Raw genomic sequence first — 24,149 nt, 5'->3', positions numbered from 1 at the left:
GGTTCGGCCGCACCTCGACCGATCGGCCGTCGGGACCACCGGACCGGGCCATGCGCCGGCGACCGGGGGAAGGAACCGGGCACCGCCGGCGTTGGGGCCGGCATGTCCATCGTCATCACCGGAGCCACCGGCCACCTCGGCCGCCTCGTCGTGGAGTCCCTGCTGGAGCGCGGCGTGCCCGCCGCCGAGATCACCGCCACCGGCCGCGCCGTCGAGCGGATCACCGACCTCGCCGGGCGCGGCGTCCGGGTGGAGCGGGTCGACCTCGGCGACCGTGCCGCCGTCGACACGGCCCTGGCCGGCGCGGAGAAGGTGCTGCTCGTCTCCGGCACCGAGCCCGAGCGGGTCGCCCAGCACGGCACGGTGGTCGAGGCCGCGGTCGCCGCGGGCGTCGGCCACCTCGTGTACACCTCGGCGCCGCGGGCGACGACGACCTCGATGCTGCTCGCCGGCGCCCACCGCGAGACCGAGCAGCTCCTCGCCGCGAGCGGGCTGACCACGACCGTGCTGCGCAACGCGTGGTACGTCGAGAACTACACCGACCAGGTGGCGACCTACCGCGAGCACGGGATGCTCGGGGCCGCCGGCGACGGCCGGGTGTCGGTCGCGCTGCGTGCGGAGTACGCCGAGGCGGCCGCCGCGGTGCTCACCGGCTCCGGCCACGCGGGCCGGACCTACGAGCTCGGCGGCCCGGCCGTCACGCTGCCACAGCTCGCCGCCGCGGTCTCCGCGGCGATCGGGCAGGACGTCGCCTACACCGACGTGCCCGTCGAGCAGCTGCAGCAGGTCCTCGCCGGCGCCGGCGTGCCGGCCCCGATGGACGCGGTCCTCGCCGACGTCGACCGCGCGATCGCCGCCGGGGAGCTCGTCGTCGACCCGGCCGACCTCGAGTCGCTGCTGGGCCGACCCGTCACCCCGCTCGACGAGGCCGTGCGGCAGGCGCTGGGCACCGGCGTCAGGGACTGACGCCGACCAGGCGCAGCGGCGGCAGGACGGCGGCCTGGAAGCCGGCGAACAGCTCGAAGCGCCACCGGCCGCCGTCGGCCACCAGCACCCCGGACACCCGCGCCGCGCGCCGCTCGCTCGGCCCGTCGGTGCCCCGGGGCCGCAGCACCACGTCGGCGTCCGCGACGAACCACACCTGGGACGCCCGCCGGCACGCCCACGACTGCTCGACGTCCCAGCGCAGTGTGTGCGGCCCGCGGACGACGTGGGTGAGGTACGCCGCCACCTCGGCCGACCCGAGCGCCTCCTCGCGCAGCTCGTCGCCCCAGATCGAGCCCCACGCCACGAAGTGCTCGGCCGCGGCCACGACGTCCCCGTCCGCCAGGTCGGCGGCCAGCGCGTCGAGCGCGCGCACCACCACCTGGTGCGGGTCGTCGAGCATCACCGCTCGATCGTCCTCCGCCCCGGGCCGGCGCACACGCCGATCGGCGCACGCGGGGCCGGTGGTCTACAGCGGCTTGGCGTAGCAGCGCGAGAGCGGGGCGTCCTTGTAGTAGCCGAAGCCCGGGACCAGCTCGTAGCCGGCCGACTCGTAGAGCGCCATCGCCTCAGGCTGCCGCAGCCCCGTCTCGAGCACGAGCGCCTCGTAGCCGGCCGCGGCCGCGGTGGCCTCGAGGTGGGCGAGCATGCGCCGGGCGTGCCCGCGGCGCTGGGCCGCCGGCACGACGTACATCCGCTTGACCTCGGCCGTCGCGGTCGTGCCGCAGGCGGCCACGCCGGAGCGCCGCCACGCGCCGGTCGCGACCGGGGTGCCGTCGACGTACCCGACGAAGAAGCTGCCGGTCGGCGGCACGAACATCGCCGGGTCGACCGGCGACTCGTCGCGGCCGCCGTACCGGGCGACGTACTCCTCCTGGACCTGCTCGATCAGGGCGACCGCGTCCGGGTGCCCGTAGTCGACCCGGACGACCCGCAGGTCCCCTCCGCCCGCCTCAGGCGAGCGAGCCTCCACAGCTGTCACAGAACCTCGCATCGGCGTCGTTGCGCACGCCGCAGGAGCGGCAGTACGGACCGGCCGCCGTGGCCTCGCGGGCGTGCGAGCCGTCGTCGACGGTCCGGCCGACGCCCATGATCCCCCGGCCGTCGGAGAGGTACGACGCCGAGTCCCGCACCACGGGCATCGTCTCGCCGGCGCCGTAGCGGGCGGCGACCCCGCCGAAGCCGAGGTTGAGGAACATCCCGCCGACCGCGAAGACGAGGAACCCGCCCAGGAAGCAGATGATCGAGCTCGCCGGCGGGCCGTCCCAGCCGTCGTACCGGACGAAGGAGATGAAGCCGTAGGCGCACACGGCGAGGCCGAGCGGCACGAGGACGCAGCCGGCGACGCGGAAGAACGTGCGGGCGCCGGCCTGGTTGCGCAGGCCGGGGTTGGCGGGGCCGGGCTGGGGGGTGCTGCCGGTCATGAGGTCCTCCGATTCCGTGTTGCCGAGACGCTGCTGCCAGACTTGGAGGGCGCTGACAGCGTCGTCAGGGAGCCACTCCTACCCACCTGGAAGGCAGTTCATGACCGACGCGGACCTCGAGAACTCGCTCCGGATCCCTGCCGATCTGCTCCCCGCGGACGGCCGCTTCGGCGCGGGCCCGTCCAAGGTCCAGCCCGAGCACCTCGCCGCGCTCGCCGCGACCGGCACCTCGCTGATGGGCACCTCGCACCGCCAGGAGCCCGTGCGCGCGGTCGTGCGACGGGTCCGCGAGGGCCTGGCCGAGCTGTTCTCGATGCCCGACGGGCACCAGGTGGTGCTCGGCAACGGTGGCGCCACAGCGTTCTGGGACGCGGCGACGTACGGGCTCGTCGAGCGGCGCAGCCAGCACCTCGTCTTCGGGGAGTTCTCGCAGAAGTTCGCCACCGCCGCCGCCCGCGCGCCGTGGCTGGACGAGCCGAGCATCGTCCGCGCCGAGCCCGGCTCGCTGCCCGAGCCCGTCGCCGAGGAGGGTGTCGACGTCCACGCCTGGGCGCAGAACGAGACCTCCACCGCCGTCATGGCCCCCGTCGTCCGACCCGCCGGCACCACCGCCGACGAGGCGCTCGTGCTCGTGGACGCCACCTCCGGTGCCGGTGGCCTGCCCGTGGACCTGACCCAGGTCGACGCCTACTACTTCGCGCCCCAGAAGTGCTTCGCCTCCGACGGCGGGCTCTGGCTCGCCGTCCTCTCCCCCGCCGCCCTCGAGCGCGCGGCGCGCATCGGCGCCTCGGACCGCCACGTGCCGGCGTTCTTCGACCTGCCGACCGCGATCGAGCAGTCCGCGAAGGACCAGACCTACAACACCCCCTCGGTCGCCACGCTGTTCCTCATGGCCGAGCAGCTCGACTGGATGCTCGCCAACGGCGGCCTCGCCGGCATGGTCGAGCGGACCACCGCCTCCTCGACCGCCCTCTACTCCTGGGCCGAGGCGTCCCCGCTCGCCTTCCCGTACGTCGCCGACCCGGCCCACCGCTCGCTCGTCATCGGCACCATCGACTTCGACCCCTCCGTCGACGCCGCCCGCCTCGCCGCCGTCCTGCGCGCCAACGGCATCGTCGACACCGAGCCGTACCGCAAGCTCGGCCGCAACCAGCTCCGCGTCGCGATGTACCCCGCCGTCGACCCCGCCGACGTCCAGGCCCTCACCGCCTCCATCGACTGGGTCCTCGACCGCCTCGTCTGACCCGATCGCCACGCTGGTCGAGCGCTGGCCCCGCTGGTCGAGCAGCGAGCGCTCGCCACTCGCTGGTCGAGCAGCGAGCGCAAGCGAGCGTCGACGAGACCCCTGGCAGCCGACCTCGGCCTGCGAACCGCGGGTGGTTGCGGTGGAGGAAGCTATGAGGACCGGTACGCCGTGGTCGCGGTCCGCTCCCGGCCCGCTGGCCGCCACCTCGACCGGGCCGCTATTCATCGGCTGGTTGAGGAGCTTGCGCTGGCAAGCGTCTCGAAACCCGCCGGCCAGACCCGTCCACAGATTCAACTCCGAACCTTTCATGCGAACATGTGTTCGAGTAGAATGAGGCCATGACCCTGGCCCACCTCGCGACACCCGAGACCTCGCTGGACGACCCGGCCGAGGTCCTCGCTGCCGCGCGGGCCAGCCAACGCGAAGCCGACGCCGCGGAGGTCCGCGTGCTGCAGGCTGCCGTCGCCTGGTGCGCGATGCACCCGGCCGAGTCCCTGGCGGAGTCAGCGTCCTGGGCGACCATGCGGGGCTTCGGCGACCAGCCGGTCGGCCTGGCCGGCGACGGCGCACCGCTGGTGACCGAGTTCGCAGTCGTCGAGCTCGCCGCCGCACTGGGCAAGTCGCTGGACGCCGGCCGTGCCTACCTGTCGGAGGCGCTGGAGCTGCGCTACCGGCTGCCGAAGGTGTGGGCGAGGACCACCGGCGGTGACCTCCCCGCCTGGAAGGCCCGGGCGATCGCCCGCAGGACCCTCCCGCTCCCCATGAAGGGCGCACGGTTCGTCGACACCCACGTCCACCACTGCGCGGCGTCGATCAGCCCCGCCGCGCTCGGCCGGTTGGTCGACGAAGCCCTCGTCCGGTTCGACCCCGACGAAGCCGAACGGATCCGGTTCGAACGCACCGAGACCCGCCACGTCACCATCCAGACCCGCCAGGTCTCCTTCGACGGCCACGTCGACTGCTGGGCCACCCTCGACCTCGCCGACGCCCTCGACCTCGAGGACGCCCTGGCCAAGGGAGCCGACCGCCTCGCCGCCCTCGGCTCCCTCGAAGCCGAAGGGTCACGTCGTGCGACCGCGCTCGGCGACATGGCCCGCCGCCAGCTCGTCCTGGAGTTCGACACCGACCCCAAGCCGCTGGTCGTCCACGTCCACCAGACCCCGGATGGCACCGTCGACCAGGTCGTCCGGGTCGAGAACACCCGCGGGTTCGTCCTGACCGGCCAGCTCGCTGACTGGTGCACCCGCGCCACCACCACCCCCACCGGCAAGATCACCATCAAGCCGGTCATCGACCTCGCCGAGCACATCCACGTCGAGGCCTACGAGGTCCCCGACCGCCTCAGCCAGCAGACCCGGCTCCGCGACCACCACTGCGTCTTCCCCTGGTGCACCCGCCCCGCGTTCGAGCACTCGAAGGTCGACGACGACCACGTCATCCCCCACAGCCGCGGCGGCCCCACCGCGACCGACAACATCGGGCCCCTCTGTCGCAGGCACCACCGCGCCAAGACCCACGGCGGCTGGCAACACTCCTCACCCGGCCCCGGCTCCTACCGGTGGACCAGCCCGTCCGGGACGACGTACACCGTCGACCACCACGGCACCGTCGACCACGACACCGGCCCACCCGAGCCGTAGCCACCCCGCCCCGCACCCGCCGAAGCAACCAGTCGGCGGGGCACAGCCACGTCCGCAACGCCGCCGGTCGAGCCGGGACACCACTCTCCGGTCCAGCAGCGAGCCCAGGCCGGTGGGTTGAGGAAGGCGCGCTGGCGCCTGTCTCGAAACCGAGCGTCGACGAGACCCGGTGACCGTCCCCGCCGCCCTGCGCCGCTCGCCGGGTCTCGACAACGGTCGGGCCTGGCGGCCCTCCCTGCTCGACCAGCGGGCGGTCTCAACCGGCGCCCGGTGCTTCCACCCTGGACCGGACCATCTCGTAGGCCGAGCGCCCGAAGGCGACGAAGCGCGCCTCCTCCACCGAGGTGCTGGCGGCGTCGGCGGCGTCGGCGGCGCGGAAGACCTCGAGGGCGGCGTCGACGGAGTCCTCGGGCGACCAGCCGTAGACACCGGCGGAGACGAGCGGGAAGGCGACGGTGCGGGCGCCGAGCTCGTCGGCGACCTCGAGGGCTCGGCGGTAGCAGGAGAGCAGCAGTCCACGGTCGGTCTCGCCCGCGGTGCGGTTGGGGCCGACGACGTGGATGACCCAGCGGGCGGGCATCCGGCCGGCGGTGGTCCACCCGGCGTCGCCGGTGGCGAGCCCGTGGGGGAAGCGGCGGCGGCAGTCGGCGAGCACCTCGGGCCCGCCGGCGGCGTGGATGGCGCCGTCGACGCCGCCCCCGCCGCGCATCCGCCGGTTGGCGGCGTTGACGACGGCGTCGACGTCCTGGCTGGTGATGTCGCCCTGGACGACGGTGGTCCGCACCGGCTCAGTCTCCTCTGATCAGGTCGAGCGTGGCCCGCTCGAGCGCGGCCTGGCGCTCGTCGGGGCTGTCGTACTCGCGCGCGGTGGTCTCGCGGATGGTTCGCCCGCCCTCGTAGGCCTCGACGACGCGAGGGTCGACGTACGACGAGCGCGCCAGCGTGGGGGTGTTGCCGAGGAACGACGAGACCTCCTTCATCGCCCCGGAGACCGCCCGCTTGCGCGACGCCTTGCTCTCGCCGTGCTCGGCGGTCTCGGCCAGCGCCGCGGCGGCGAGCACGGTGGCGTGCCAGGTGCGGAAGTCCTTCGCAGTCGCCTCGAGGCCGGTCGAAGCACGGACGTACTCGTTGACGAGCGCCGGCAGCACGTCACGCCACGAGCGCCCGTCCTTGTAGGACAGCAGCCGACCAGGCCCGCCGCGCCGGCGGCGCATCGCCTCGATGGTCTCGATGACGATCGCGTCGTCGATCTCGATGCGGTGCTCGACGCCGGACTTGCCGACGAAGGCGAAGACCAGCCGGTCCTGCCGGCGCCGCACGTGCCGCCGCTCGAGGGTGGTGAGCCCGAAGCTGCCGTTGGTGTCGGCGTAGACGTCGTTCCCGATGCGGAAGTAGCCGAGGTCCAGCAGCCGCACCGCCGCCGCGCAGGCCCGCTCCAGCGGCATCCCCTCCCGCCCGAGGTCGGCGACGACGAGCTCGCGGGCGCGGGTGAGCGCGGCGCCGAACTGCTCCATCCGCGCGAACTTCTCCGCGTCGCGGCGCTCGCGCCAGGCCTGGTGGTAGAGGTACTGCCGCCGCCCGGCGTCGTCGGTGCCGACGGCCTGCAGGTGGCCGTTGTCGTACGGCGTGATCCATACGTCCTGCCACGCCGGCGGGATCACCAGGTCCTGGATCCGGCCGACCGCCTCGTCGGGCAGCCGCTGGCCGTGCTGGTCGAGGTAGACCCAGCCCCTGCCGGCACGCCGACGCGTCCAGCCGGGCTGGTCCGGCGACGTACGACGCAGACGGGGCATGCCGCAGCGGTGTCCGCGCCGCTCCCCCGCCAAACGCGCCGGGTGGTGGATCGGCCTCGGGTCTAGCGCGGCCGCATCGAGCGCAGCAGCGCGACCAGCACGCCGAGGGCGATGAACCCGCCGAGGAACCACGGCCACTCGGGCCGCTCCGCCTCGTCGACAGCGGTGAGGTCGATGCCGAGCCCGTCGCCGGCGTCGGGGTTGGTGGACGGGTCGGGAGCCGGCGCGTCGGGGGCCATCGCCTCGCGCAGCTCGGCGGGCAGGTCGACGCGCAGCACCGGCGCCTCGACACCTTCGCTGCTGACGTAGACGCGGCCGCGGCGGTCGACCGCGATGCCCTCGCCCTGCTGCTGCTCCGGCAGCCGCACCTCCCCGACCTTGCCGAGGTCGGGCCAGGTGTAGACGACCGCGCGGGCGTAGTCGCGCAGCACGAGGTGCCGCCCGTCGGGGAAGAACGCCCCGTCGGTCGCCACCGGCAGCGCGGCCCCCACCGACGTCAGCTCGTTGGGCCGGTCGGGGTCGAGCCGCTCGGGCGCCTCGAGCACCTCGGCGCCGAAGATCGTCTTGCTCACCACGACCAGCCGCCCGGTCGTCGGCTCGACCAGCAGCGACTCGGCGTCCTGCGGACCATCCGGGTGCACGAGCGTGTACGCCGCCAGGTCGGCCGAGCCGGTGACGTCCCGGTCCCCACGGCCGACCGGCACGCGGGCGACCGTGACCGAGTCCCGGGTGCCGGGGTTGTCGCCGATGTCGCCGACCCACACCGACCCGTCGCCGGCGGGCGCGACCGCCTCGACGTCCACCGGGTCCTGGGCCCACGTGGTGACGCCGACGGTGTCGCCGGTGGCGGGGTCGACCGTGAAGACGCGGCCGGTGTCGCCGGAGTCGTTGACGGTGACGAAGAGCCCGTCGACGACGGCGAGCCCGCTGGACTCGACGACCTGGGGGTCGGTGAACCGGAAGACGACCTGGCCGTCGGCGCCGGCCGGGGAGGCTGCGGCCGCGAGCAGGAACGGCACGGCGGTGACCACGAGCAGCACCCGCTCGAGCAGCCCCCGTCCGGGCATCAGACCGACCCGAGCAGCTCGGCCAGCTTGGGCCGGACGCCCCAGGCGGTGACCAGCTCGTCGTACTCCTTGCGCACCCCGCCGCCCTTGACCGGCGAGCCGGTGCGGGTGGCGCGGAGCATGGTGTTGCGCGGGGTGTGCTGGGACTCCACGAACTGCACGACGTCGACCTTGTAGCCCTGCATCCGCATCAGCGCGGCGCGGAGGCCGTCGGTGAGGGTGTCGGCGAGCCGTTCGCGCAGGATGCCGTGCCGGGTGAGGATCGCGTAGGGCGACGGGGTGGGCGTGCGTCGCAGCTGGGCGGCGATGTCGTGGTGGCAGCAGGGGGCGGCGAGCACCAGCCGGGCGCCCCACTCGACCGCGCGCGCCAGCGCCTCGTCGGTGGCGGTGTCGCAGGCGTGCAGGGCCAGGACGACCTCGGGCGCGGGGTCGAGCTGGGCCCCCGCGATCGACCCGACGACGAACTCCGCGTGCACGCCGAGCTCGGCGGCGACCGCGCTGTTGTGCTCGCGCGACTGCTCCTTGACGTCGACGCCGGTGACGACGACGGGCAGCCCGCGGACCTCGGCGAGGAAGCGCTGCGCGGTGAAGGTCAGGTAGGCGTTGCCGCAGCCGAGGTCGGCGATCCGCAGCGGCTCCTCGGCCGTCGGCCGGCGCAGGTGGCCCTTGTCCATCGCCTCGGTGACCGAGGAGTCGAGCAGCCGCAGGAACTCCTCGACCTGCCGCAGCTTGGCGTGCCGGCTCGGCTTGAGCCGGCCCTGGGCGTCGGTGAGGCCGAGCGCCTTGAAGACCGGGTCGTCCTCGGGGAGCAGCCGCTGCTTGTCGCGGTCGTGGCCGCGGTCGGGCTCGACCTCCTCGGTGCGGGCGGTCGTGTGGACGACGGCCTCGAGCTTCTTGGTGACGCGGACCTGGTGGGACTCGGTGGTCGTCTCCACGTGCCAGCTGGCGAACGGCTCGTCGAGCAGCTCGTCGACCGCGTCGCGCGCAGCGTCGCCCGAGTGGTTGGCGGTGTGGGCCTGCGTCGCGTCGTACGTCACGACCTGCAGGTGCCGCCCGGCCTTGATGTCGACGTAGCGCAGCTCGACGCGGCGCCAGCGCGGCTGCTGGCCCTTCTGCCGGCCCGATGCCACCGCCTTGACCAGCACGTCGGGGTCGAGCAGGTGGCCGCGCATCCGGGCGAGGACGCGCAGGAGCGGCTCGCTCACCGGTTCACCACGGCCGAGACGACCACGATGACCAGGAGGACCGCCAGCGCGACCGGGATGACGAGTCTGCGGTAGCGCGGGTTCACGCCTCGAGCCTACTGGCGAGCAGCTCGGCGAGGTGCAACGCCGGCACGCCCGCGAGGTCGTCGAGCTGGATCTTGCACGACATCCCGTCGGCCAGCACGACCGCGTCGGGGTGCGCCCGGACGGCCGGGAGCAGGTGCGTCTCCGCCACGGCGACCGACACCTCGTAGTGGCCCTTCTCGACCCCGAAGTTGCCCGCGAGCCCGCAGCAGCCCGCGACCCGCGTGACGGTCGCGCCGGCCTTCTCCAGCAGCCGCTGGTCAGCGGCCCACCCGAGCACGGCCGACTGGTGGCAGTGCGGCTGGGCGACGACCTCGACGCCGGTGAGGTCCGGCAGGTCCACGTCGAGCCGTTCGAGCAGCTCGGCGAAGGTGAGCACCCCGTCGGCCACGAGCGTCGCGCGCGGGTCCTCGGTCAGCTCCGCGAGGTCGCTGCGCAGCGAGGCCAGGCAGGAGGGCTCGACGCCGAGGACCGGCACGCCGCTCTCGACGTACGGCGCCAGGGTGGCCGCCGTGCGGGCCGCGATGCGTCGGGCCTTGTCCAGCTGGCCGGTGGTGATCCAGGTCAGCCCGCAGCACGCCGCCTCGGGGATGACGCGCACCCGGAGCCCGGTCGACTCCAGGAACCGGATCGCGGCGAGCCCGCTGCCCGGCTGGAAGTGGTCGGTGAAGGAGTCCGCCCACAACCACACGTCGGGCGCCTCGGGCCGCGAGCCGGCGGCCTGCGCGTCGGCCTGCTTCGCGACGCTGCGCCGCAGCGTGCGCGCCGGGAAGGTGGGGATCGAGCGGCGCTGGTCGATGCCGGCGCCGGCCTTGGCGACGCGGGCGAGCGCCTTCGACCGCATCATCGCGTTGACGGCCGGGGCGACCGGCGCCGCGAGCCGGGCCCACCGCGGCAGCCGGCCCAGCGTGTAGTGGGTCAGCGGGCGCCGCTTGCCGGCGTAGGTCTGGTGCAGCGTCTCGGACTTGTAGGTCGCCATGTCGACACCGGTCGGGCAGTCCGAGGCGCAGCCCTTGCACGACAGGCACAGGTCGAGCGCCTCGTGCACGGCCGGGTCCGCCAGGCCCCCGACGAGCGAGCCGTCGAGCGCCTCCTGCAGCACGCGCGAGCGGCCGCGGGTGGAGTCCTTCTCGTCACGGGTGGCGAGGTAGGAGGGGCACATGACGCCCTGCCCGGGCATCGTCGGCACGACGCACTTGCCGACGCCGGTGCAGCGGTGCACGGCGTCGGCCATCGAGCCCCCGTCGTGGAGGAACCGCAGGGCCGTGCGCACCCGGGCCCGCGGCTGCTCGGGGCGCAGGTCGGCGTCGAGCGGGTCGGGGTCGGCGAGCACGCCGGGGTTGAGCAGGCCGTCGGGGTCGCAGATCGCCTTGACCGCGCCGAAGAGCCGCAGCGACTGCTCGTCGTACATCAGCGGCAGCAGCTCCGAGCGCGCCCGGCCGTCGCCGTGCTCACCGGAGAGCGACCCGCCGTAGTGGGCGAGCCGGGTCGCGCTGGCGACCAGGAACTCACGGAACCGGGAGTCGCCGCCCCCGCCCGGGGTGAACGGGAAGTCGATGCGCACGTGCACGCAGCCGTCGCCGAAGTGACCGTAGGGCACGCCGTCGAGGTCGTGCTCGCGCAGCAGCGCGTCGAAGTCGCGCAGCCAGGCACCGAGGTGCTCGGGGGGTACGGCGGCGTCCTCCCAGCCCGCATGGGCCGGGCGGGACAGCGAGCGGGCGGCCAGGCCGGCGCCGTCCTCACGGATCCGCCAGAGCGCCGCGGCCTCGGCGGCCGAGTCGACCATCCGCGACTCCAGCGCGCCGGCGGCCGCGACCACCGGGGCGAGCAGCCCCGGGTCGCTGACCTCGACGAAGAGCCAGCCGGCGCCACGGGGCAGGTCGGGCACGGACCCGCCGCGGGCGCGGACCAGCTCGACGATGCGGGCGTCGAGGCCCTCGCAGGCGACCAGCCCGCCGCGCTCGACGGCGACCGCGGCGTCGGTGGGGCGGCCGGCCGCGGCGAGGATCGCCGGGACCGCATCGGCGGCGTCGACCATCGAGGGGTAGCCGAGCACGACCAGCTGGCGCGGGGTCTCCTGCACCAGCCGCACGGTCGCCTCGCGGACGACCGCGAGGGTGCCCTCGGACCCGGCGAGGAACCGGTCGACCGAGCGCCGCTCGGGCAGCAGGTGCTCCATCGAGTAGCCGCTGACCTGGCGGGAGAAGCGGCCGAACGACGTGCGGACGTGGCCGAGGTGTGCGTCGGCGAGCTCGGCGAGCCGGGCCGGCACGTCGTCGGCGGCCGAGCCCCACACCGGGTCGATCGCGACGACGTTGTCGGAGGTGCGGCCGTAGCCCAGGGCCCGCGAGCCGCAGGCGTTGTTGCCGATCATCCCGCCGATCGTGCAGCGGGTGTGGGTCGAGGGGTCGGGGCCGAAGCGCAGCCCGTGCGGCGCGGCCGCCTTCTGCAGCACCTGGTGCACGACGCCGGGCTGGACCCGGGCCGTGCGGGCCTCCGGGTCGATCTCCAGCACGCGGTCGAGGTGCTTGACGGTGTCGACGACCAGGCCGCGGCCGACCGCGTTGCCGGCGATGGAGGTGCCGGCGCCGCGCATCGTCAGCGGCACGCCGAGCGTGCGGGCGACGTCGACGACGGCGGTCAGCTCGTCCGCGTCGCGCGGGCGCACGACCGCCTGCGGGACGACGCGGTAGAGCGAGGCGTCCGCGGAGTAGAGGGCCCGGGTCAGGGTCGAGTCGTCGGCGTCGGTCACCCCGCGCCGCGCGAGCTCGGCGAGCAGGTCGGTGCTCGTGACCCCGGCGGGAGTGGTGCTGAGGGGGTCGGCGACGGTCATGCGTCGTCCTTCCGGCGGTAGCGGGTGCTCAGCGACCAGACGGTCCAGCCGACCACGAAGGCGAGGTAGCAGCCGAGCCCGGTGAAGAAGAGCGGGCCGAGCGCGGGGTCCTCCGCGCGGGCGGCGAGCGTGGTCGCGAGGACCACGACGGCCAGGAACAGCATGGTGGCCGCGGCCAGCACGTAGAGGTCGGTGCGCATCATCCGGCGCATCCGCGCCTCGCGCTCCGGGGTCGCGGTCCACCAGTCCTTGCGCGGGACGTTGAGGTAGGTCACCGGCATCCGGTCCACGAGCGCGGCGGTGCCGCCGAGGATCACCGCGAGCAGGCCGCCGACCAGCGTCATCGTCAGCAGCGCCTCGAGCCGGCTGCCCCACCGGTCGGGCTCGCCGGAGCCGCCGAAGTGCAGCGGCACCTCGGCGGGCATGGCCAGGGCGGAGCCGACCAGGACGATCCCGAAGCAGACGAGGGTCGCGAGGTAGGTGTGGCGAGCGGTCACCAGTGCTCCATCGAGCCGCGGAAGACCCCGGCCAGGTCCTCACCGGTCACCTCGCGGGGCGCGGTGGCCAGGAGTCGCTGCTGCTTGAGGGCGCCCTCGACGAGCGGCTCGACGTCGGCGTCGCCGTACCCCACCTCGGCCAGGCCGTTGGGGATGCCGATGTCGCGCATCAGCCGGGTCAGCACCCCGGGCAGCGCGTCGGGCCCGTCGGCCAGGTCCGCGCCGGGCTCGAGCAGCCGTGCGGCCCGCAGGTGCCGGTCGGGGTCGGCCTCGAAGGTGAAGCGGAACGCCGCCGGCGCGGTCAGCGAGACGGCCATGCCGTGCGGGACGATCGCCTCGTCGGCCGGGTAGCCCTCGGGGCGGTAGTCGCGCACCCGCCCCGCGATCGGGTAGGCGTTGGCGTGCGGCACGTGGACGCCGGCGTTGCCGAAGCCGAGCCCGGCGAAGGTCGCCGCGAGCGCCATCTGCTCGCGCGCGGCGGTGTCCGAGCCGTCACGGACGGCCTGCCGGAACGAGCCGGCGAGCAGCGCGAGCGCCTTCTCCGACCACATGTCCGCGACCGGGTTGGCGCCGCAGTAGGGCACCCGCTGCTCGGGGCGCTTGGCGTCGAAGTCGGCGTACCACCGCGCGGTGTAGCTCTCCAGCGCGTGGCAGAGGATGTCCATCCCCGACGCGGCGGTGACCATCGCCGGCTGCGTCACGGTCAACCGCGGGTCGACCACCGCGAGCCGCGGGCGCAGCGCGGGGTGGCTGATGCCGGTCTTGACGTGCAGGGCCAGCACGTCGAGCACGCAGATGGTCGTGCTCTCCGAGCCGGTGCCGGTCGTCGTCGGCACGGCGACCAGCGGCAGCAGCGGCTCGGTCGGCGCCTGCGCCCTGCCGACTGGGGCGTTGACGTAGTCCATGAGCTCACCGGGGTTGGTGGTGAGCAGGTTGACGGCCTTGGCGGTGTCGATGGTTGAGCCGCCGCCGACGGCCACGATCGCGTCGAAGGGACCCGCGTCGCGTGCGGCGTCGATCGCCTCGATCAGCGAGGCGTCGGTGGGCTCCACGCGGGCCCGGTCGTACGTCGTCACCTCGATCCCGTGGGCGGCGACCTGCTCGGCGATCCGCGCCGGGTGGCCGGTCGCGGCCACCCCGGCGTCGGTGACCAGCAGCACGCGGCGCGCGCCGTAGGAGCGGAGGTCGTGGCCGATCTCCTCGGAGGCCCCGGGCCCGAACTTCAGCGCCGGCGCGGCGTAGGTGAACACGGTCTCGGACACCGGGCCAATCTAGCCCGCCGGCGTCGGCGAAACGCCTCGGCGCCCCTCCCGCGGACCTACGATGTCCGCGGGAGAGGGGGCCCCGTGGTTCGTCCTGCGCGTCGCGCGCTGCGCTGGCTGGTGCCGGCTCTCGTGGTGCTGCTCATCGGCGCCGCCGCGGTCGCGGTGGCGCTGCGCGGCGAGCCGTCGGCCGACCCCGTGGGCGGCGCGGCGCACGTCCGCGTCGACGGCGACCGCCTCGTCGACGCCCGCTCCGACCGCACCTTCGTGCCCCGCGGTGTGAACTGGAGCAGCTTCGAGTACGCCTGCTCCCAGGGCTGGGGCTACTCCGCGCTGGACACGATGCTGGGCGAGGACCCCTTCACCGCCGAGGCCACCGCGATCGCCGCCTGGGGCGCCAACACCGTCCGGCTGCCGCTCAACCAGGACTGCTGGCTCGGGACCCGCGGCGCCCCGGTCAGCGACGAGCACGACGAGCGGACCCCGCAGGGCTACCGCGCCGAGGTCCGCCGGTTCGTCGACGCCCTCAACCGGGCCGGGCTGGTGGTCGTGCTCGACCTGCACAGCCGCAAGCGGCTGGAGACCCCGGAGTTCGGCAACCTCGCGATGCCCGACCCGGAGTCGCTGGCGTTCTGGACGTCGGTCGCGACGGCGTACCGCGACGTCCCGGCGGTGATGTTCGACGCCTTCAACGAGCCCTACAGCCGGTACGACGGCGCGGACCGGCTCGTCTTCGACCTGACGTGGCGCTGCTGGCGCGACGGCGGGTGCGGCGCCCCGGTCGAGGACGACCGCACGGCCACCGACGGGCGGGTGACCTACCCGGTCCAGGGCATGGCCCGCGTCGTGTCCACGATCCGCGCGGCCGGGGCGGAGCAGCCGGTGCTGCTCGGCGGGCTCGACTACGCCAACGACCTCGAGCACTGGCTGGAGTTCGCGCCGGACGACGACCAGCTGGTCGCGTCGTTCCACGCCTACGACTTCAAGGAGTGCGGCGACCGCGCCTGCTGGGACGCGGTGCTGGCGCCGCTGGCCGACAGCGTCCCGGTGCTCACCGGCGAGCTCGGCGCCGACGACCCGCTCGGCGGCTTCGTCGAGGACTACCTGGCCTGGGCCGAGGACCACGGCATCGGCTCGCTCTTCTGGGTGTGGGCCGACCACGCCGGCGACCCGATGTCGCTGCTGGCCGAGCCGCCGGCGGTCCCGACCGCGTGGGGTCGGCTCGCGGCGCGGCTCATGGGCGGGTCCACCGGCCCCTGACGGACCGGGTCCGCAGGGGCCGGACGCCGGGATCTTGAGGGAATCCGGAGGAACGGCCCCGATCGGTCCAGTCCGGTCACCGGCAAACGCAAGACCTCCTCAAAGAAGGCTCTCACCAGCGACTTTCCCGGCCGCGGGCCCGTCGCCCACCCCTATGGTCGCCAGGACAGCCCGGGCCGGCACGCACCTCCGCCGCCTCCGGACACCTCTGGGGGGAGACGTGACGATGTCGATGCAGATGCCTGCGAACGGGCGACCGAGCAAGTCGGTCGGCGCGGCCGGTGTGGGACTGCTGGTGACCCTCGTGATCTTCGTAGGGGTCTTCGTGACCTTCCTGGTCGCGCCGCTCGTCGCGCTGGTGCTCGCCTACCTCGGCTACACCGTCATGCGGCCACGGTCCGGCCGGCCGGCGCCCGCGACCGACGGGGTCGACCCGGGCCACCCCGACCGCGGGGAGCTGCCTGCGCACGGCTTCGGGGCGGGCACCCGATGACCGCCACCGTCCAGGGCCCCGGGACAAGCACGAGCACCGGCACCGGCACCGGCACGCGGTCCACCCCGCGCCTGGTCCACGGCACCGACCCGGAGGCCGCGGCGCTCCTGCCCGAGGGCCTGGCGCGCACCTTCCGCGTCCTGCCGTACGCCGTCGTCGACGGCGCCGTGCTCGTCGCGGCCGCCGACCCCGCCGACCCGGTCGTCGAGCGGGTCGTCTCCGAGCACCTCGCGCAGCCCGCCGACCGCCCGGTGGTGCTGGTCAAGCACACCGCCAACGAGGTCGTCGCGGCGATCGACGCCGTGCACCCGCCGGTCGAGGGCCGCGTCGAGACGCCCGAGCAGCGCCGCGCCCGCACCCAGCTGGCCACCATGCTCACCGCCAGCGGCCTGGTCGAGCCCGACCAGCTCCAGCGCGCCCTGGTCGAGCACTCCCGCACCGGCGACCCGCTCGGCGACATCCTCGTCGCGCACGAGTCGATCCCCGAGGACGTGCTGGTCGCCGCGCTGTCGGAGATCCACCAGATGCAGCGCGTCGGCCTGGCCGACTTCGAGCCCGACCTCGTGCTGGGCCGCCGCCTGCCCGAGCCGCTCGCCCAGCGGCTGCAGGCCGTGCCGGTCGCCGAGGCCGAGGGCGCCGTGCTGCTCGCCGTCGCCCGCCCCCTCGACGCGGCCGCGGTCTCGGAGGTCGAGGAGGCGGTCGGCTCCCCGGTGCGCCAGCTGCTGGCCAACCGCACCGACCTCGACCAGCTGATCCAACGGGTGCACTCCGCCCACTACGCGCACGTCGCGACCACCGGCCTGATGGAGTCCCACCCGGACTCCTCGGCCCACGTGGTGGTGACCGGGACCCAGAAGGCCGTGCTGGTCATGGCGCTGGTCGCGACCGTCGTGTGCCTGGTCATCTGGCCGATGGGCACGCTCATCGGGCTGGTGGGCCTGTGCAGCGCGATCTACCTGGTCGTCTCGATCTACAAGTTCCGCCTCACGCTGCGCGCCCTCGGCACCCACCTGGAGACCGACGTCACCGACGCCGAGATCGCCGCGCTCGACGAGCGGGAGCTGCCGACGTACACGATCCTGGTGCCGCTCTACAAGGAGGCCGGCATCGTGCCGCGCCTGGTGCGCGACATCAACGCGCTCGACTACCCCCGCACGCGGCTCGACGTGAAGCTGCTGTGCGAGGAGGACGACACCGAGACGATCGAGACGATCCGCTCGATGGGCCTGCCGCCGCACTTCCACCTCGTCGTGGTGCCCGACAGCCAGCCCAAGACCAAGCCGAAGGCCTGCAACTACGGCCTCCAGCTCTCGACCGGCAGCTACTGCGTCATCTTCGACGCCGAGGACCGGCCCGACCCCGACCAGCTGAAGAAGGCGCTCATCGCCTTCGACCGGGTCGGCCCCGAGGTCGTGTGCATCCAGGCCAAGCTCAACCACTTCAACCAGGACCAGAACCTGCTGACGGCCTGGTTCGCCAACGAGTACTCCATGCACTTCGAGCTGGTGCTGCCCGCGATGGGCGCCACCGAGGCCCCGATCCCGCTGGGCGGCACGTCCAACCACTTCCGCACCTCGGTGCTGCGCGAGCTCGGCGCCTGGGACCCCTTCAACGTCACCGAGGACGCCGACCTCGGCATCCGGCTGCACCGCGAGGGCTACCGCACCGCGATGATCGACTCCACCACGCTGGAGGAGGCCAACTCGGTCGTCCCGAACTGGATCCGCCAGCGCAGCCGCTGGAACAAGGGCTACTACCAGACCTGGCTGGTCCACATGCGCAACCCGGCGTCACTGCTCGCGCAGACCGGCTTCCGCGGCTTCATGAGCTTCAACCTGACGATGGGCAGCGCGTTCGTGCTGCTGATGAACCCGATCTTCTGGGCGCTCACCACGCTCTACGTCTTCACCCAGTGGGGCTTCATCCAGCAGCTCTTCCCCGGCATCGTCTTCTACGCCGCGAGCGCGATGCTCTTCGTCGGCAACTTCGTCTTCGTCTACCTCAACGTGGCCGGGTCGCTGCAGCGCGGGGAGTTCGGCATCACCCGCACCGCGCTCCTCTCCCCCCTCTACTGGGGCCTGATGAGCTGGGCGGCCTGGAAGGGCTTCATCCAGCTGTTCACCAACCCGTTCTACTGGGAGAAGACCGAGCACGGCCTGGACGGTGGGCACGCGTGAGCACCCCGACGATCGACCCGGCCGCCGGCCCCGCCGGTGGTCCGTCCACGCCGGCGCCGACGGTGCTGCCGGCCGGCCCCGTCGTGCTCACCAACCGCGAGCGCCTCGCGGGGGTCGTGCAGGCCGTGGGCCGCCGGCCCGCCGACGTACCCCGCCGTCCGTGGGAGAGCCTGCTCGTCCTCGGCGTCTCCACCCTCGTCTACGCCTGGATCGGCTACTGGCTGGTCGTCGAGATGCACGTCGTGGGCTTCGAGACCCTCGACCGGCTCAACCGCGCGCTCATGGTCTGGCACAACGACCCGACCAAGCTCTCCGCGCTCGGCTTCGACTACCCGCCGCTGGCGACGCTGCTGCTCACGCCGCTGACGATCTTCACCAGCCCCGTCCGGGCGCTGCTGGTCGTGCCGCTGGCCTCGGCGGTCTTCGCCGGGCTGACGATGATGACGCTCAACACGATGATGCGGCGCGCCCAGGTGCTGGCGCCACTGCGCATCGCGGTCCTCGTCGCGGTGGGCTGCAACCCGCTGGTCGTGCTGTACGCCGCCGGCGGCGCGCGCCACTTCATCTGGCTCTCGTTCGTGGTGGTCGCCCTCGGGGCGCTGTTCGCCTGGTACGTCACCGCCGACATCCGCTTCGTGATGATCGCCGGCCTCGCCTACTCGGTCGCCGCGCTGGCCGGCTACTCCAGCCTGCTGTGGTTCGTGCTGTCGCTGCTGATGGTCGCGGCGGTGCTGGCCCGGCTCGGCGCCGACGGCACCGAGGTCGAGGGCACCACCGTCGGCTTCGCCGCCCCGACCGTCTACGTCATCGCGCTGTGGACGGCGTTCAACGGGCTGCTGCTGCTCGACCCGTTCAGCTGGATCACCGACAGCAGCGACGCCTCCTCCTCCGGCGGGCTGCCGTCCTTCAGCCTGGTCGAGCTCGCCACCGCGACCGGGAAGCTGGTGCTCCACGGGGCCCCGCTGGCCATCCTGGTGCTGCCCGCGCTGGTCTTCGCCGGCGTCGCGCGGCGCAACACCTTCGCGCTGTGGCTGGCGATCATGCTCGCCGCCGCGGTGCTGACCCCGGCGCTGGCCGTCGCGCTGCGGCTCACCGACTCCCCACTGCTCATGCGCAACGCGCTGCCGATCCTGCTGCTCGCGGTCATCGGCGGGATCTGGCTCGCGCGCTCGGCCGGCGACGCCAGCACGCTGGTCAGCGCCGTCCTCGTGGTCGGGCTGCTCGCCAGCATCCCGTGGACGTTCAGCTCGATGAAGACCTACGAGTACCAGAACCTCGAGTCCGCCTTCGCCGCCGCCGTCTCCACCCGCGAGTCCCAGGAGGGCACCCGCACCCTGGACGGCTCGACGGTCGGGCTCATCTCGGAGGAGGCGATGGCCGGCTGGATCCGCGACAACGTCAGCCGCCGCAGCTCGATCCTCACCGACAACGCCCAGACCTACGCCGTCATGCTGCTCACCGGCCGTCCCGACCTGTTCTTCGACCGGGTCGACGCCTCTGACGGCCCGTGGCTGGAGGCCGCGAAGGACCCGGCCGAGCACGTCGACTTCCTGCTGCTGTCGACCGACACCGACAACGACCTGCTCAGCCAGCTCTACCCCGACGCCGCCGACGGCGCCGACGCCCTGCTGACGGTCGCCTACTCCACGCCGCGCTACACGCTCGTCGCCGTCCCGGCCGGCTTCTCCCGCGTGGCCGACAGCTCCGACGACGAGGGGACGGAGGGGACGTCGTGACCCGCACCGACCTGCCCATCGCCCCGCCGCCGTCGCTCGACGCGATCCTCTCCGCCCGTCCCACCGGCGGCATCGGCAGCAGCCGGATCGGCGCCGTCGACTTCAGCCACCGGCTCGCGCCCGAGCCGACCCCGGAGCCGGCCCCCGAGCCGGCCCCCGGGCCGGAGCCCCAACCCGAGCCCGAGCTGGCGCCTGTCCCGGAGCCCGAGCCGGAACCCGAGCCGGAGCCCGAGCCGGCGCCTGACCCGGAGCCCAACCCGGAGCCCGAGGTCGAGCCCGAGCCGGAGCCGGAGCCGGAGCCCGAGCCCGAGCCGACCACCACCCTGGTCCACCCGCCGGTCGAGCCGCCGGCGGCCGACCCCGTCGAGGACGGCCGCCACCTGGCCGCGTCCGTGGTCGAGGTGGCCGCCCAGGCCCTGGCGCGCATCCGCGCCACCGAGGAGGCGAGCCGGCTGCACGTCGCCTCGGTCGAGGCCGAGGCCGCGCGCCGGTGCGAGCTGCTCATGGCCCAGGCCGAGCTCGACGCCGAGCTGATCCGCCTGCACGCCCGCCGCGAGGCGCACGCGATCGTCGCCGCAGCGCGGGCACGCGCCGGCCGGCCCGACGAGGGCACCCGCGCCGCACGCGACCTGGCCGAGGTGAGCGACGCCCTGGGGCGCTTCGCCCAGCTCGCCGACCCGTACGCCGCGGCGTACCCGTCCCAGCAGGACCACCCGCACAACCACCAGCCCGACATCCACCCCGGCGGTCCCCGATGAGCACCCTGCCCACCCCCGGCCGCACGCGCCGCCCCGCCGCCCTGGTGGCGGCCGCGACGGCTGCCGCCCTCATCCTCGCCGGCTGCGGCAGCGGGGACGACGAGCAGTCCGGCCGCACGCCCGACGCCGCCGACGTCACCATCGACCCCCGCAGCGACGACGGCACCCTGGTGCGGGGCGAGCGGGTCTACTTCGCAGCCGACTCGCCCTGGAACACCCGCGTCGACGGCGCCAAGGTCGACCCGCGCTCGGAGCGGATGATGGACCTCGCCACGCTGCGCGTCGGCGTCCGCGAGACCGGCGACCGGGTCGTGACCCAGCCGCGGCGCATCGAGGACCCCGTCTACATCAACACCGAGGCCTGGACGACGCCCGTCGTCGCCGGCGGCGAGCCGACCAACGTCGTGTGCCGCCAGTCCCAGTGCGGCGACGGCGACGACACCGTCGTGCTCGACATCCCCACCGACGTCGACCCGGACCCGCGGTACGACGGCTGGTTCACGATCTTCGACACCGGCGCCAACACGGCGTACGACCTGTGGCGCGCGCGCCGCGAGGACGACGGGTCGATCTCCTACCACTTCATGCGCAAGTGGGACCTCGACGGACCCGGCTACAGCCCGCCGCAGGTGGTCGGCGCGCGTGGCTCGGGCCTGCCGCTGTTCGCGGGGCTGATCCGGCCCGGGGAGCTGCAGGCCGGCGAGATCAACCACGCCCTGGCGATCAGCGTGCCCGGCCCGGCGGAGGGCTCCTTCGTGCAGCCCGCGTCCTCCACCGATGGCAACGGCTCGGCCGACTCGCTGCCCGAGGGCGCGCGGATCCGGCTGCGGGCCGACGTGGTGCCCGCCCCGCCCGTGGACCCCGAGACCGGCGAGCCGATCGTGCTCACCGCCCAGCAGCAGCGGCTCGCCGACGCGATCGTGGTCGCGCTGCGCACCTACGGCGCGATCGTCGTCGACCGGGCGCGCGTGCCCACGCTCTACGCCCAGCGCGACGTGACCGCCGAGCTGATCCGCGGCAACGAGCTCCAGGGGCTGTTCCTCGACGACTTCGAGGTCGTCGAGCTGCCGTCGCGGCGCTACCAGTACCCCCCGGAGCGCGACGCCGACCCGACCGGCCTCCTCCCCACGGCCGCACCGACCGACGACGGGGAGCCACGACGATGACCCGCACCAGAGCCACCCGCACCACGGCGCTGCCCGCCGCGGTCCTGCTGCTCGGCAGCCTGCTGCTCGCCGGCTGCTCCGACGACGGCGGCCAGCAGGCCAGCGTGACCGTCGCCCGGCAGCAGGCCGCCCAGGTCGAGGCCGAGAGCACCGAGCAGGAGGCCATCGAGCGCCGCAACGCCGCCCTGCCGGGCCGCCCCGCCGGCGTCGTCGACCTCGACGGCACACCCGGCGGCTCGCTCACCCCGGCCGCCCGCGACGCGTTCATCGACTCCGGCACCTCGGTGACCGTGCAGGTCGGCAACAACGGCGAGGACGTCGCCTTCCAGGAGCTCTGCGCCGGCGAGATCGACCTGGTCGACTCCGCCCGCGAGATCAGCCGCGCCGAGTGGGACGCCTGCCGCAGCGTCGGCCTCGACGTCGTGCAGTTCCAGATCGCCGCGGACGCGGTGGTCGTCGCCATCAAGTCCGAGTCCGACGTCGGCGGCGACTGCCTGACCACGGAGCAGGTGCGCGACATCTACCGCGCCGGTTCGCCGGTCACCAGCTGGGAGCAGGTCGGCCTCGACGACGTGCCGCTGGTCGTCGGCGGCCCCGACCCCGACAACAACGCGTTCAGCTTCTTCGGCCGCAACGTCCTCGACGCTCCGCAGCCGAGCCTGACCAACCTGCGCTCGGACTACCAGGCCTTCGAGTCCGACCAGGGCTCGCGGTTCTTCGTCGTCGGTGACACCAAGGACGAGCGGCTGGCCCGCGAGCACGCCGACCGGGCCCGCGCCCGCGACCGGGCCCGCAGCGACCTGCTGACCCGCCAGCAGGTGCTCGACGACGCGCAGGCCGAGGTCCGCGCCGCGTGGCAGGAGCAGGCCAAGGGCATCGCCGACCGCCGCAGCCCCGCCGACCAGGAGCGCGACCGCCAGCGCGTCCGCGACGCGATCGCCGCCCGCGACGCCGCTCGCGCCGACCTCGCGGTCGTCCGCGACAAGTGGATCCGCGTCCGCGACCGGTTCGTCGTCTCCCGCGACGCCCGCAAGCGCGACGAGCAGGTCCGTGGCCACGTGGCGTACTTCCGGTTCAGCTACTACGAGCTGTTCGAGGACCAGCTGCGCCCCTTCGAGATCACCACCCCCGAGGGCGAGCGCAACTGCATCTTCCCGAGCCAGCGCACCATCACCAGCGGGGAGTACCCGCTCGCCCGCCAGCTGCTCATCACCACCACCACCCGCTCGCTGGCCCGCCGGGAGGTCCGCACCTTCCTGGAGAGCTACCTGGGCGACGCCGACCGGCTCGCGGAGGACACCCAGCTGGTGGCCCTGCCCGAGGCCGCGGTCCGCACCCAGCTGTCTTGGCTCGAGGGCGACGTCCGCCCGGTGCTGGTCAGCCCCGACGACGAGCCCGTGCTCGAGCGCACCGCCGAGCCGGAGCCGGTGGAGAAGCCGGCCCGATGAGCCGGCTGCGTGTCCTCGCGGCCGCCGTCCTCGCGACGGCGGTCGTGGTCTGCGGGCTCGCCGCCCCCACGTCGTACGCCGCGCGGAAGAAGGACGGCGAGGACCTCCGCGTCCAGCGGGTCACCGTCGCCTGGAACGGCACCGCCAAGAGGAAGGTCTTCACCAGGACGGCCGTCGTGCCCGGCATCGGCACGCTCACGCTGGTCTGCAAGCCCGACAACACCATCATCCGGCTGCACGCCTTCGACCGGACGGCCGAGACGCAGATGTGGATGGCGAAGTACGAGACCAAGAACGACCGCGCCGTCGTCGCCGTCAAGACCGCCCGGGTCTACCGCTACGCCACCGCGGCGGACAACGGCCGCGGCGGCACCGGGACGTTCGCCAGCGAGGGGCTCAACCAGCGCGGCCGGATCGAGGACCACTCCTCGGGTCACATCAACGGGATCATCAGCCAGCGGCCCGGCCGGCACCGCCCTGCCGGCACCGCGGCGCGCAAGCCGGTCACCTCCTTCGACCTCAGCTGGTGGTGGACCGGCTTCGAGCACCCGATGGCCTGGCGCTCCTGCCGCATCGACGCCGTCGTCCGCACCCGGCTCGACCAGCGCGTCGGCGTCAGCTGGCACGGCGTCGACGACGCCGCCCGCGGCTCCGCCCAGGTCACCAGCGTCCCCGGCCTGGGCGACCTCGACGTGCGGTGCGAGGCCGACACCCTCGGCACGGGGGCCGGCGAGGGCGACCAGACGATCGCGCTGCGCCCCACCTCCCCCGACGCCTGGGCGTACGTCGAGACCGTCCAGGCCGAGGGCCCGGTGGAGAACCAGGTCGACGACCTCACCCTCGGGCTCGACCCCGAGACCGGGCTGCTCGGCCCCTTCGCGCTCCCCCGCAACGGCATGCTGCGGCTCTTCCTCACCGTCGGCGGCGTCGAGCGCCGGTTCATCGTCTCGAGCTACTACGTCGTCAACAACGAGAAGCGCCCCGAGCTCAACCTCTGCGAGGTCGCCGTCGCGGCGTTCTGAGGGCCGGGCCGCCTGCCTCGCCTCGCCGCCCCGGATCCCGAGAGCGGGCGCGCG

Annotated in this window: 21 protein-coding genes; 11 read left to right on the top strand and 10 right to left on the bottom strand. The window is 74.1% G+C overall.

Features of this window, described 5'->3' with window-relative positions:
• The first annotated feature begins 102 nt into the window (after window positions 1–102).
• Window positions 103–966 (top strand): NmrA family NAD(P)-binding protein, encoded by an 864-nt coding sequence (locus QWY29_RS00810; RefSeq protein ID WP_300958728.1) that lies wholly within the window; start codon window positions 103–105, stop codon window positions 964–966.
• Here the strand turns inward: QWY29_RS00810 and QWY29_RS00805 are convergent.
• The 3 genes from QWY29_RS00805 to QWY29_RS00795 form a co-directional block, all read right to left on the bottom strand.
• Window positions 956–1,387 carry a nuclear transport factor 2 family protein gene (locus tag QWY29_RS00805; RefSeq protein ID WP_300959582.1) on the bottom strand — a complete coding sequence of 144 codons (432 nt, stop codon included), beginning with the start codon at window positions 1,385–1,387 and terminating at the stop codon, window positions 956–958. The genes QWY29_RS00810 and QWY29_RS00805 overlap by 11 nt on opposite strands.
• 66 nt (window positions 1,388–1,453) lie before the next feature.
• Window positions 1,454–1,957 (bottom strand): GNAT family N-acetyltransferase, encoded by a 504-nt coding sequence (locus QWY29_RS00800; RefSeq protein ID WP_300958727.1) that lies wholly within the window; start codon window positions 1,955–1,957, stop codon window positions 1,454–1,456.
• Window positions 1,938–2,408, bottom strand: coding sequence for a DUF7577 domain-containing protein (locus QWY29_RS00795; protein ID WP_300958726.1), 471 nt, complete (start codon window positions 2,406–2,408; stop codon window positions 1,938–1,940). Before QWY29_RS00795 ends, QWY29_RS00800 begins: the two co-directional genes overlap by 20 nt.
• A 100-nt stretch (window positions 2,409–2,508) precedes the next feature.
• Here QWY29_RS00795 and serC point away from each other — a divergent pair, with 100 nt between their 5' ends.
• Window positions 2,509–3,651: a phosphoserine transaminase gene (serC, locus tag QWY29_RS00790; RefSeq protein ID WP_300958725.1), complete on the top strand. Its 1,143-nt coding sequence runs from the start codon at window positions 2,509–2,511 to the stop codon at window positions 3,649–3,651.
• 341 nt (window positions 3,652–3,992) lie between these two features.
• Window positions 3,993–5,294: an HNH endonuclease signature motif containing protein gene (locus QWY29_RS00785; RefSeq protein ID WP_300958724.1), complete on the top strand. Its 1,302-nt coding sequence runs from the start codon at window positions 3,993–3,995 to the stop codon at window positions 5,292–5,294.
• A gap of 256 nt (window positions 5,295–5,550) precedes the next feature.
• On the opposite strand, the gene QWY29_RS00780 is transcribed toward QWY29_RS00785, so the two are convergent.
• The 7 genes from QWY29_RS00780 to QWY29_RS00750 all read right to left on the bottom strand — a co-directional run bounded on the left by QWY29_RS00780 (window position 5,551) and on the right by QWY29_RS00750 (window position 14,035).
• Window positions 5,551–6,078, bottom strand: a complete 528-nt coding sequence (locus QWY29_RS00780) for a macro domain-containing protein (protein ID WP_300958723.1) — start codon at window positions 6,076–6,078, stop codon at window positions 5,551–5,553.
• A gap of 4 nt (window positions 6,079–6,082) precedes the next feature.
• The gene (locus QWY29_RS00775; RefSeq protein WP_300958722.1) at window positions 6,083–7,087 is read right to left on the bottom strand and encodes a DNA topoisomerase IB; all 1,005 of its coding nucleotides are present in this window, start codon (window positions 7,085–7,087) and stop codon (window positions 6,083–6,085) included.
• A gap of 62 nt (window positions 7,088–7,149) precedes the next feature.
• Complete coding sequence (locus QWY29_RS00770) at window positions 7,150–8,154, bottom strand: hypothetical protein (RefSeq protein WP_300958721.1); 1,005 nt, start codon at window positions 8,152–8,154, stop codon at window positions 7,150–7,152.
• Window positions 8,154–9,359, bottom strand: a complete 1,206-nt coding sequence (locus QWY29_RS00765; RefSeq protein ID WP_300958719.1) for a class I SAM-dependent methyltransferase — start codon at window positions 9,357–9,359, stop codon at window positions 8,154–8,156. The genes QWY29_RS00770 and QWY29_RS00765 overlap by 1 nt, the downstream gene beginning before the upstream one ends.
• A gap of 82 nt (window positions 9,360–9,441) precedes the next feature.
• On the bottom strand, window positions 9,442–12,276 hold the full coding sequence (locus QWY29_RS00760) for an FAD-binding and (Fe-S)-binding domain-containing protein (RefSeq protein WP_300958718.1): 2,835 nt from the start codon (window positions 12,274–12,276) through the stop codon (window positions 9,442–9,444).
• Window positions 12,273–12,773 (bottom strand): DUF1648 domain-containing protein, encoded by a 501-nt coding sequence (locus QWY29_RS00755; protein ID WP_300958716.1) that lies wholly within the window; start codon window positions 12,771–12,773, stop codon window positions 12,273–12,275. Before QWY29_RS00755 ends, QWY29_RS00760 begins: the two co-directional genes overlap by 4 nt.
• Window positions 12,770–14,035 carry a hydroxyacid-oxoacid transhydrogenase gene (locus QWY29_RS00750; protein ID WP_300958715.1) on the bottom strand — a complete coding sequence of 422 codons (1,266 nt, stop codon included), beginning with the start codon at window positions 14,033–14,035 and terminating at the stop codon, window positions 12,770–12,772. The genes QWY29_RS00755 and QWY29_RS00750 overlap by 4 nt, the downstream gene beginning before the upstream one ends.
• Before the next feature lie 84 nt (window positions 14,036–14,119).
• On the opposite strand from QWY29_RS00750, the gene QWY29_RS00745 reads away from it, so the two are divergent.
• The 8 genes from QWY29_RS00745 to QWY29_RS00710 all read left to right on the top strand — a co-directional run bounded on the left by QWY29_RS00745 (window position 14,120) and on the right by QWY29_RS00710 (window position 24,095).
• The gene (locus tag QWY29_RS00745) at window positions 14,120–15,295 is read left to right on the top strand and encodes a glycoside hydrolase family 5 protein (protein ID WP_300958714.1); all 1,176 of its coding nucleotides are present in this window, start codon (window positions 14,120–14,122) and stop codon (window positions 15,293–15,295) included.
• A 232-nt stretch (window positions 15,296–15,527) separates the two neighbouring features.
• Window positions 15,528–15,788, top strand: a complete 261-nt coding sequence (locus QWY29_RS00740) for a hypothetical protein (RefSeq protein WP_300958713.1) — start codon at window positions 15,528–15,530, stop codon at window positions 15,786–15,788.
• Window positions 15,785–17,965: a glycosyltransferase gene (locus tag QWY29_RS00735; RefSeq protein ID WP_300958712.1), complete on the top strand. Its 2,181-nt coding sequence runs from the start codon at window positions 15,785–15,787 to the stop codon at window positions 17,963–17,965. Before QWY29_RS00740 ends, QWY29_RS00735 begins: the two co-directional genes overlap by 4 nt.
• On the top strand, window positions 17,962–19,701 hold the full coding sequence (locus QWY29_RS00730; protein ID WP_300958711.1) for a hypothetical protein: 1,740 nt from the start codon (window positions 17,962–17,964) through the stop codon (window positions 19,699–19,701). The genes QWY29_RS00735 and QWY29_RS00730 overlap by 4 nt, the downstream gene beginning before the upstream one ends.
• Window positions 19,698–20,459, top strand: a complete 762-nt coding sequence (locus QWY29_RS00725) for a hypothetical protein (RefSeq protein WP_300958710.1) — start codon at window positions 19,698–19,700, stop codon at window positions 20,457–20,459. The genes QWY29_RS00730 and QWY29_RS00725 overlap by 4 nt, the downstream gene beginning before the upstream one ends.
• Window positions 20,456–21,625 (top strand): hypothetical protein, encoded by a 1,170-nt coding sequence (locus QWY29_RS00720; protein WP_300958709.1) that lies wholly within the window; start codon window positions 20,456–20,458, stop codon window positions 21,623–21,625. Before QWY29_RS00725 ends, QWY29_RS00720 begins: the two co-directional genes overlap by 4 nt.
• On the top strand, window positions 21,622–23,073 hold the full coding sequence (locus tag QWY29_RS00715) for a substrate-binding domain-containing protein (protein WP_300958708.1): 1,452 nt from the start codon (window positions 21,622–21,624) through the stop codon (window positions 23,071–23,073). The genes QWY29_RS00720 and QWY29_RS00715 overlap by 4 nt, the downstream gene beginning before the upstream one ends.
• On the top strand, window positions 23,070–24,095 hold the full coding sequence (locus tag QWY29_RS00710) for a hypothetical protein (RefSeq protein ID WP_300958707.1): 1,026 nt from the start codon (window positions 23,070–23,072) through the stop codon (window positions 24,093–24,095). Before QWY29_RS00715 ends, QWY29_RS00710 begins: the two co-directional genes overlap by 4 nt.
• Window positions 24,096–24,149 lie beyond the last annotated feature (54 nt).

Origin of the sequence: Nocardioides abyssi (genome assembly GCF_030412915.1) — a bacterium.
GTDB classification, from domain to species: Bacteria; Actinomycetota; Actinomycetes; order Propionibacteriales; family Nocardioidaceae; genus Nocardioides; species Nocardioides abyssi.
This window is presented reverse-complemented; position numbering and strand designations above follow the sequence as displayed.

Bases quoted from the DNA above. Each gene is read 5' to 3' on its own strand.
- QWY29_RS00810 (WP_300958728.1), top strand. From the start codon at position 103: ATGTCCATCGTCATCACCGGAGCCACCGGCCACCTCGGCCGCCTCGTC.
- QWY29_RS00805 (WP_300959582.1), bottom strand. From the start codon at position 1,387: ATGCTCGACGACCCGCACCAGGTGGTGGTGCGCGCGCTCGACGCGCTG.
- QWY29_RS00795 (WP_300958726.1), bottom strand. From the start codon at position 2,408: ATGACCGGCAGCACCCCCCAGCCCGGCCCCGCCAACCCCGGCCTGCGC.
- serC (WP_300958725.1), top strand. From the start codon at position 2,509: ATGACCGACGCGGACCTCGAGAACTCGCTCCGGATCCCTGCCGATCTG.
- QWY29_RS00785 (WP_300958724.1), top strand. From the start codon at position 3,993: ATGACCCTGGCCCACCTCGCGACACCCGAGACCTCGCTGGACGACCCG.
- QWY29_RS00775 (WP_300958722.1), bottom strand. From the start codon at position 7,087: ATGCCCCGTCTGCGTCGTACGTCGCCGGACCAGCCCGGCTGGACGCGT.
- QWY29_RS00770 (WP_300958721.1), bottom strand. From the start codon at position 8,154: ATGCCCGGACGGGGGCTGCTCGAGCGGGTGCTGCTCGTGGTCACCGCC.
- QWY29_RS00760 (WP_300958718.1), bottom strand. From the start codon at position 12,276: ATGACCGTCGCCGACCCCCTCAGCACCACTCCCGCCGGGGTCACGAGC.
- QWY29_RS00740 (WP_300958713.1), top strand. From the start codon at position 15,528: ATGCAGATGCCTGCGAACGGGCGACCGAGCAAGTCGGTCGGCGCGGCC.
- QWY29_RS00735 (WP_300958712.1), top strand. From the start codon at position 15,785: ATGACCGCCACCGTCCAGGGCCCCGGGACAAGCACGAGCACCGGCACC.
- QWY29_RS00720 (WP_300958709.1), top strand. From the start codon at position 20,456: ATGAGCACCCTGCCCACCCCCGGCCGCACGCGCCGCCCCGCCGCCCTG.
- QWY29_RS00715 (WP_300958708.1), top strand. From the start codon at position 21,622: ATGACCCGCACCAGAGCCACCCGCACCACGGCGCTGCCCGCCGCGGTC.
- QWY29_RS00710 (WP_300958707.1), top strand. From the start codon at position 23,070: ATGAGCCGGCTGCGTGTCCTCGCGGCCGCCGTCCTCGCGACGGCGGTC.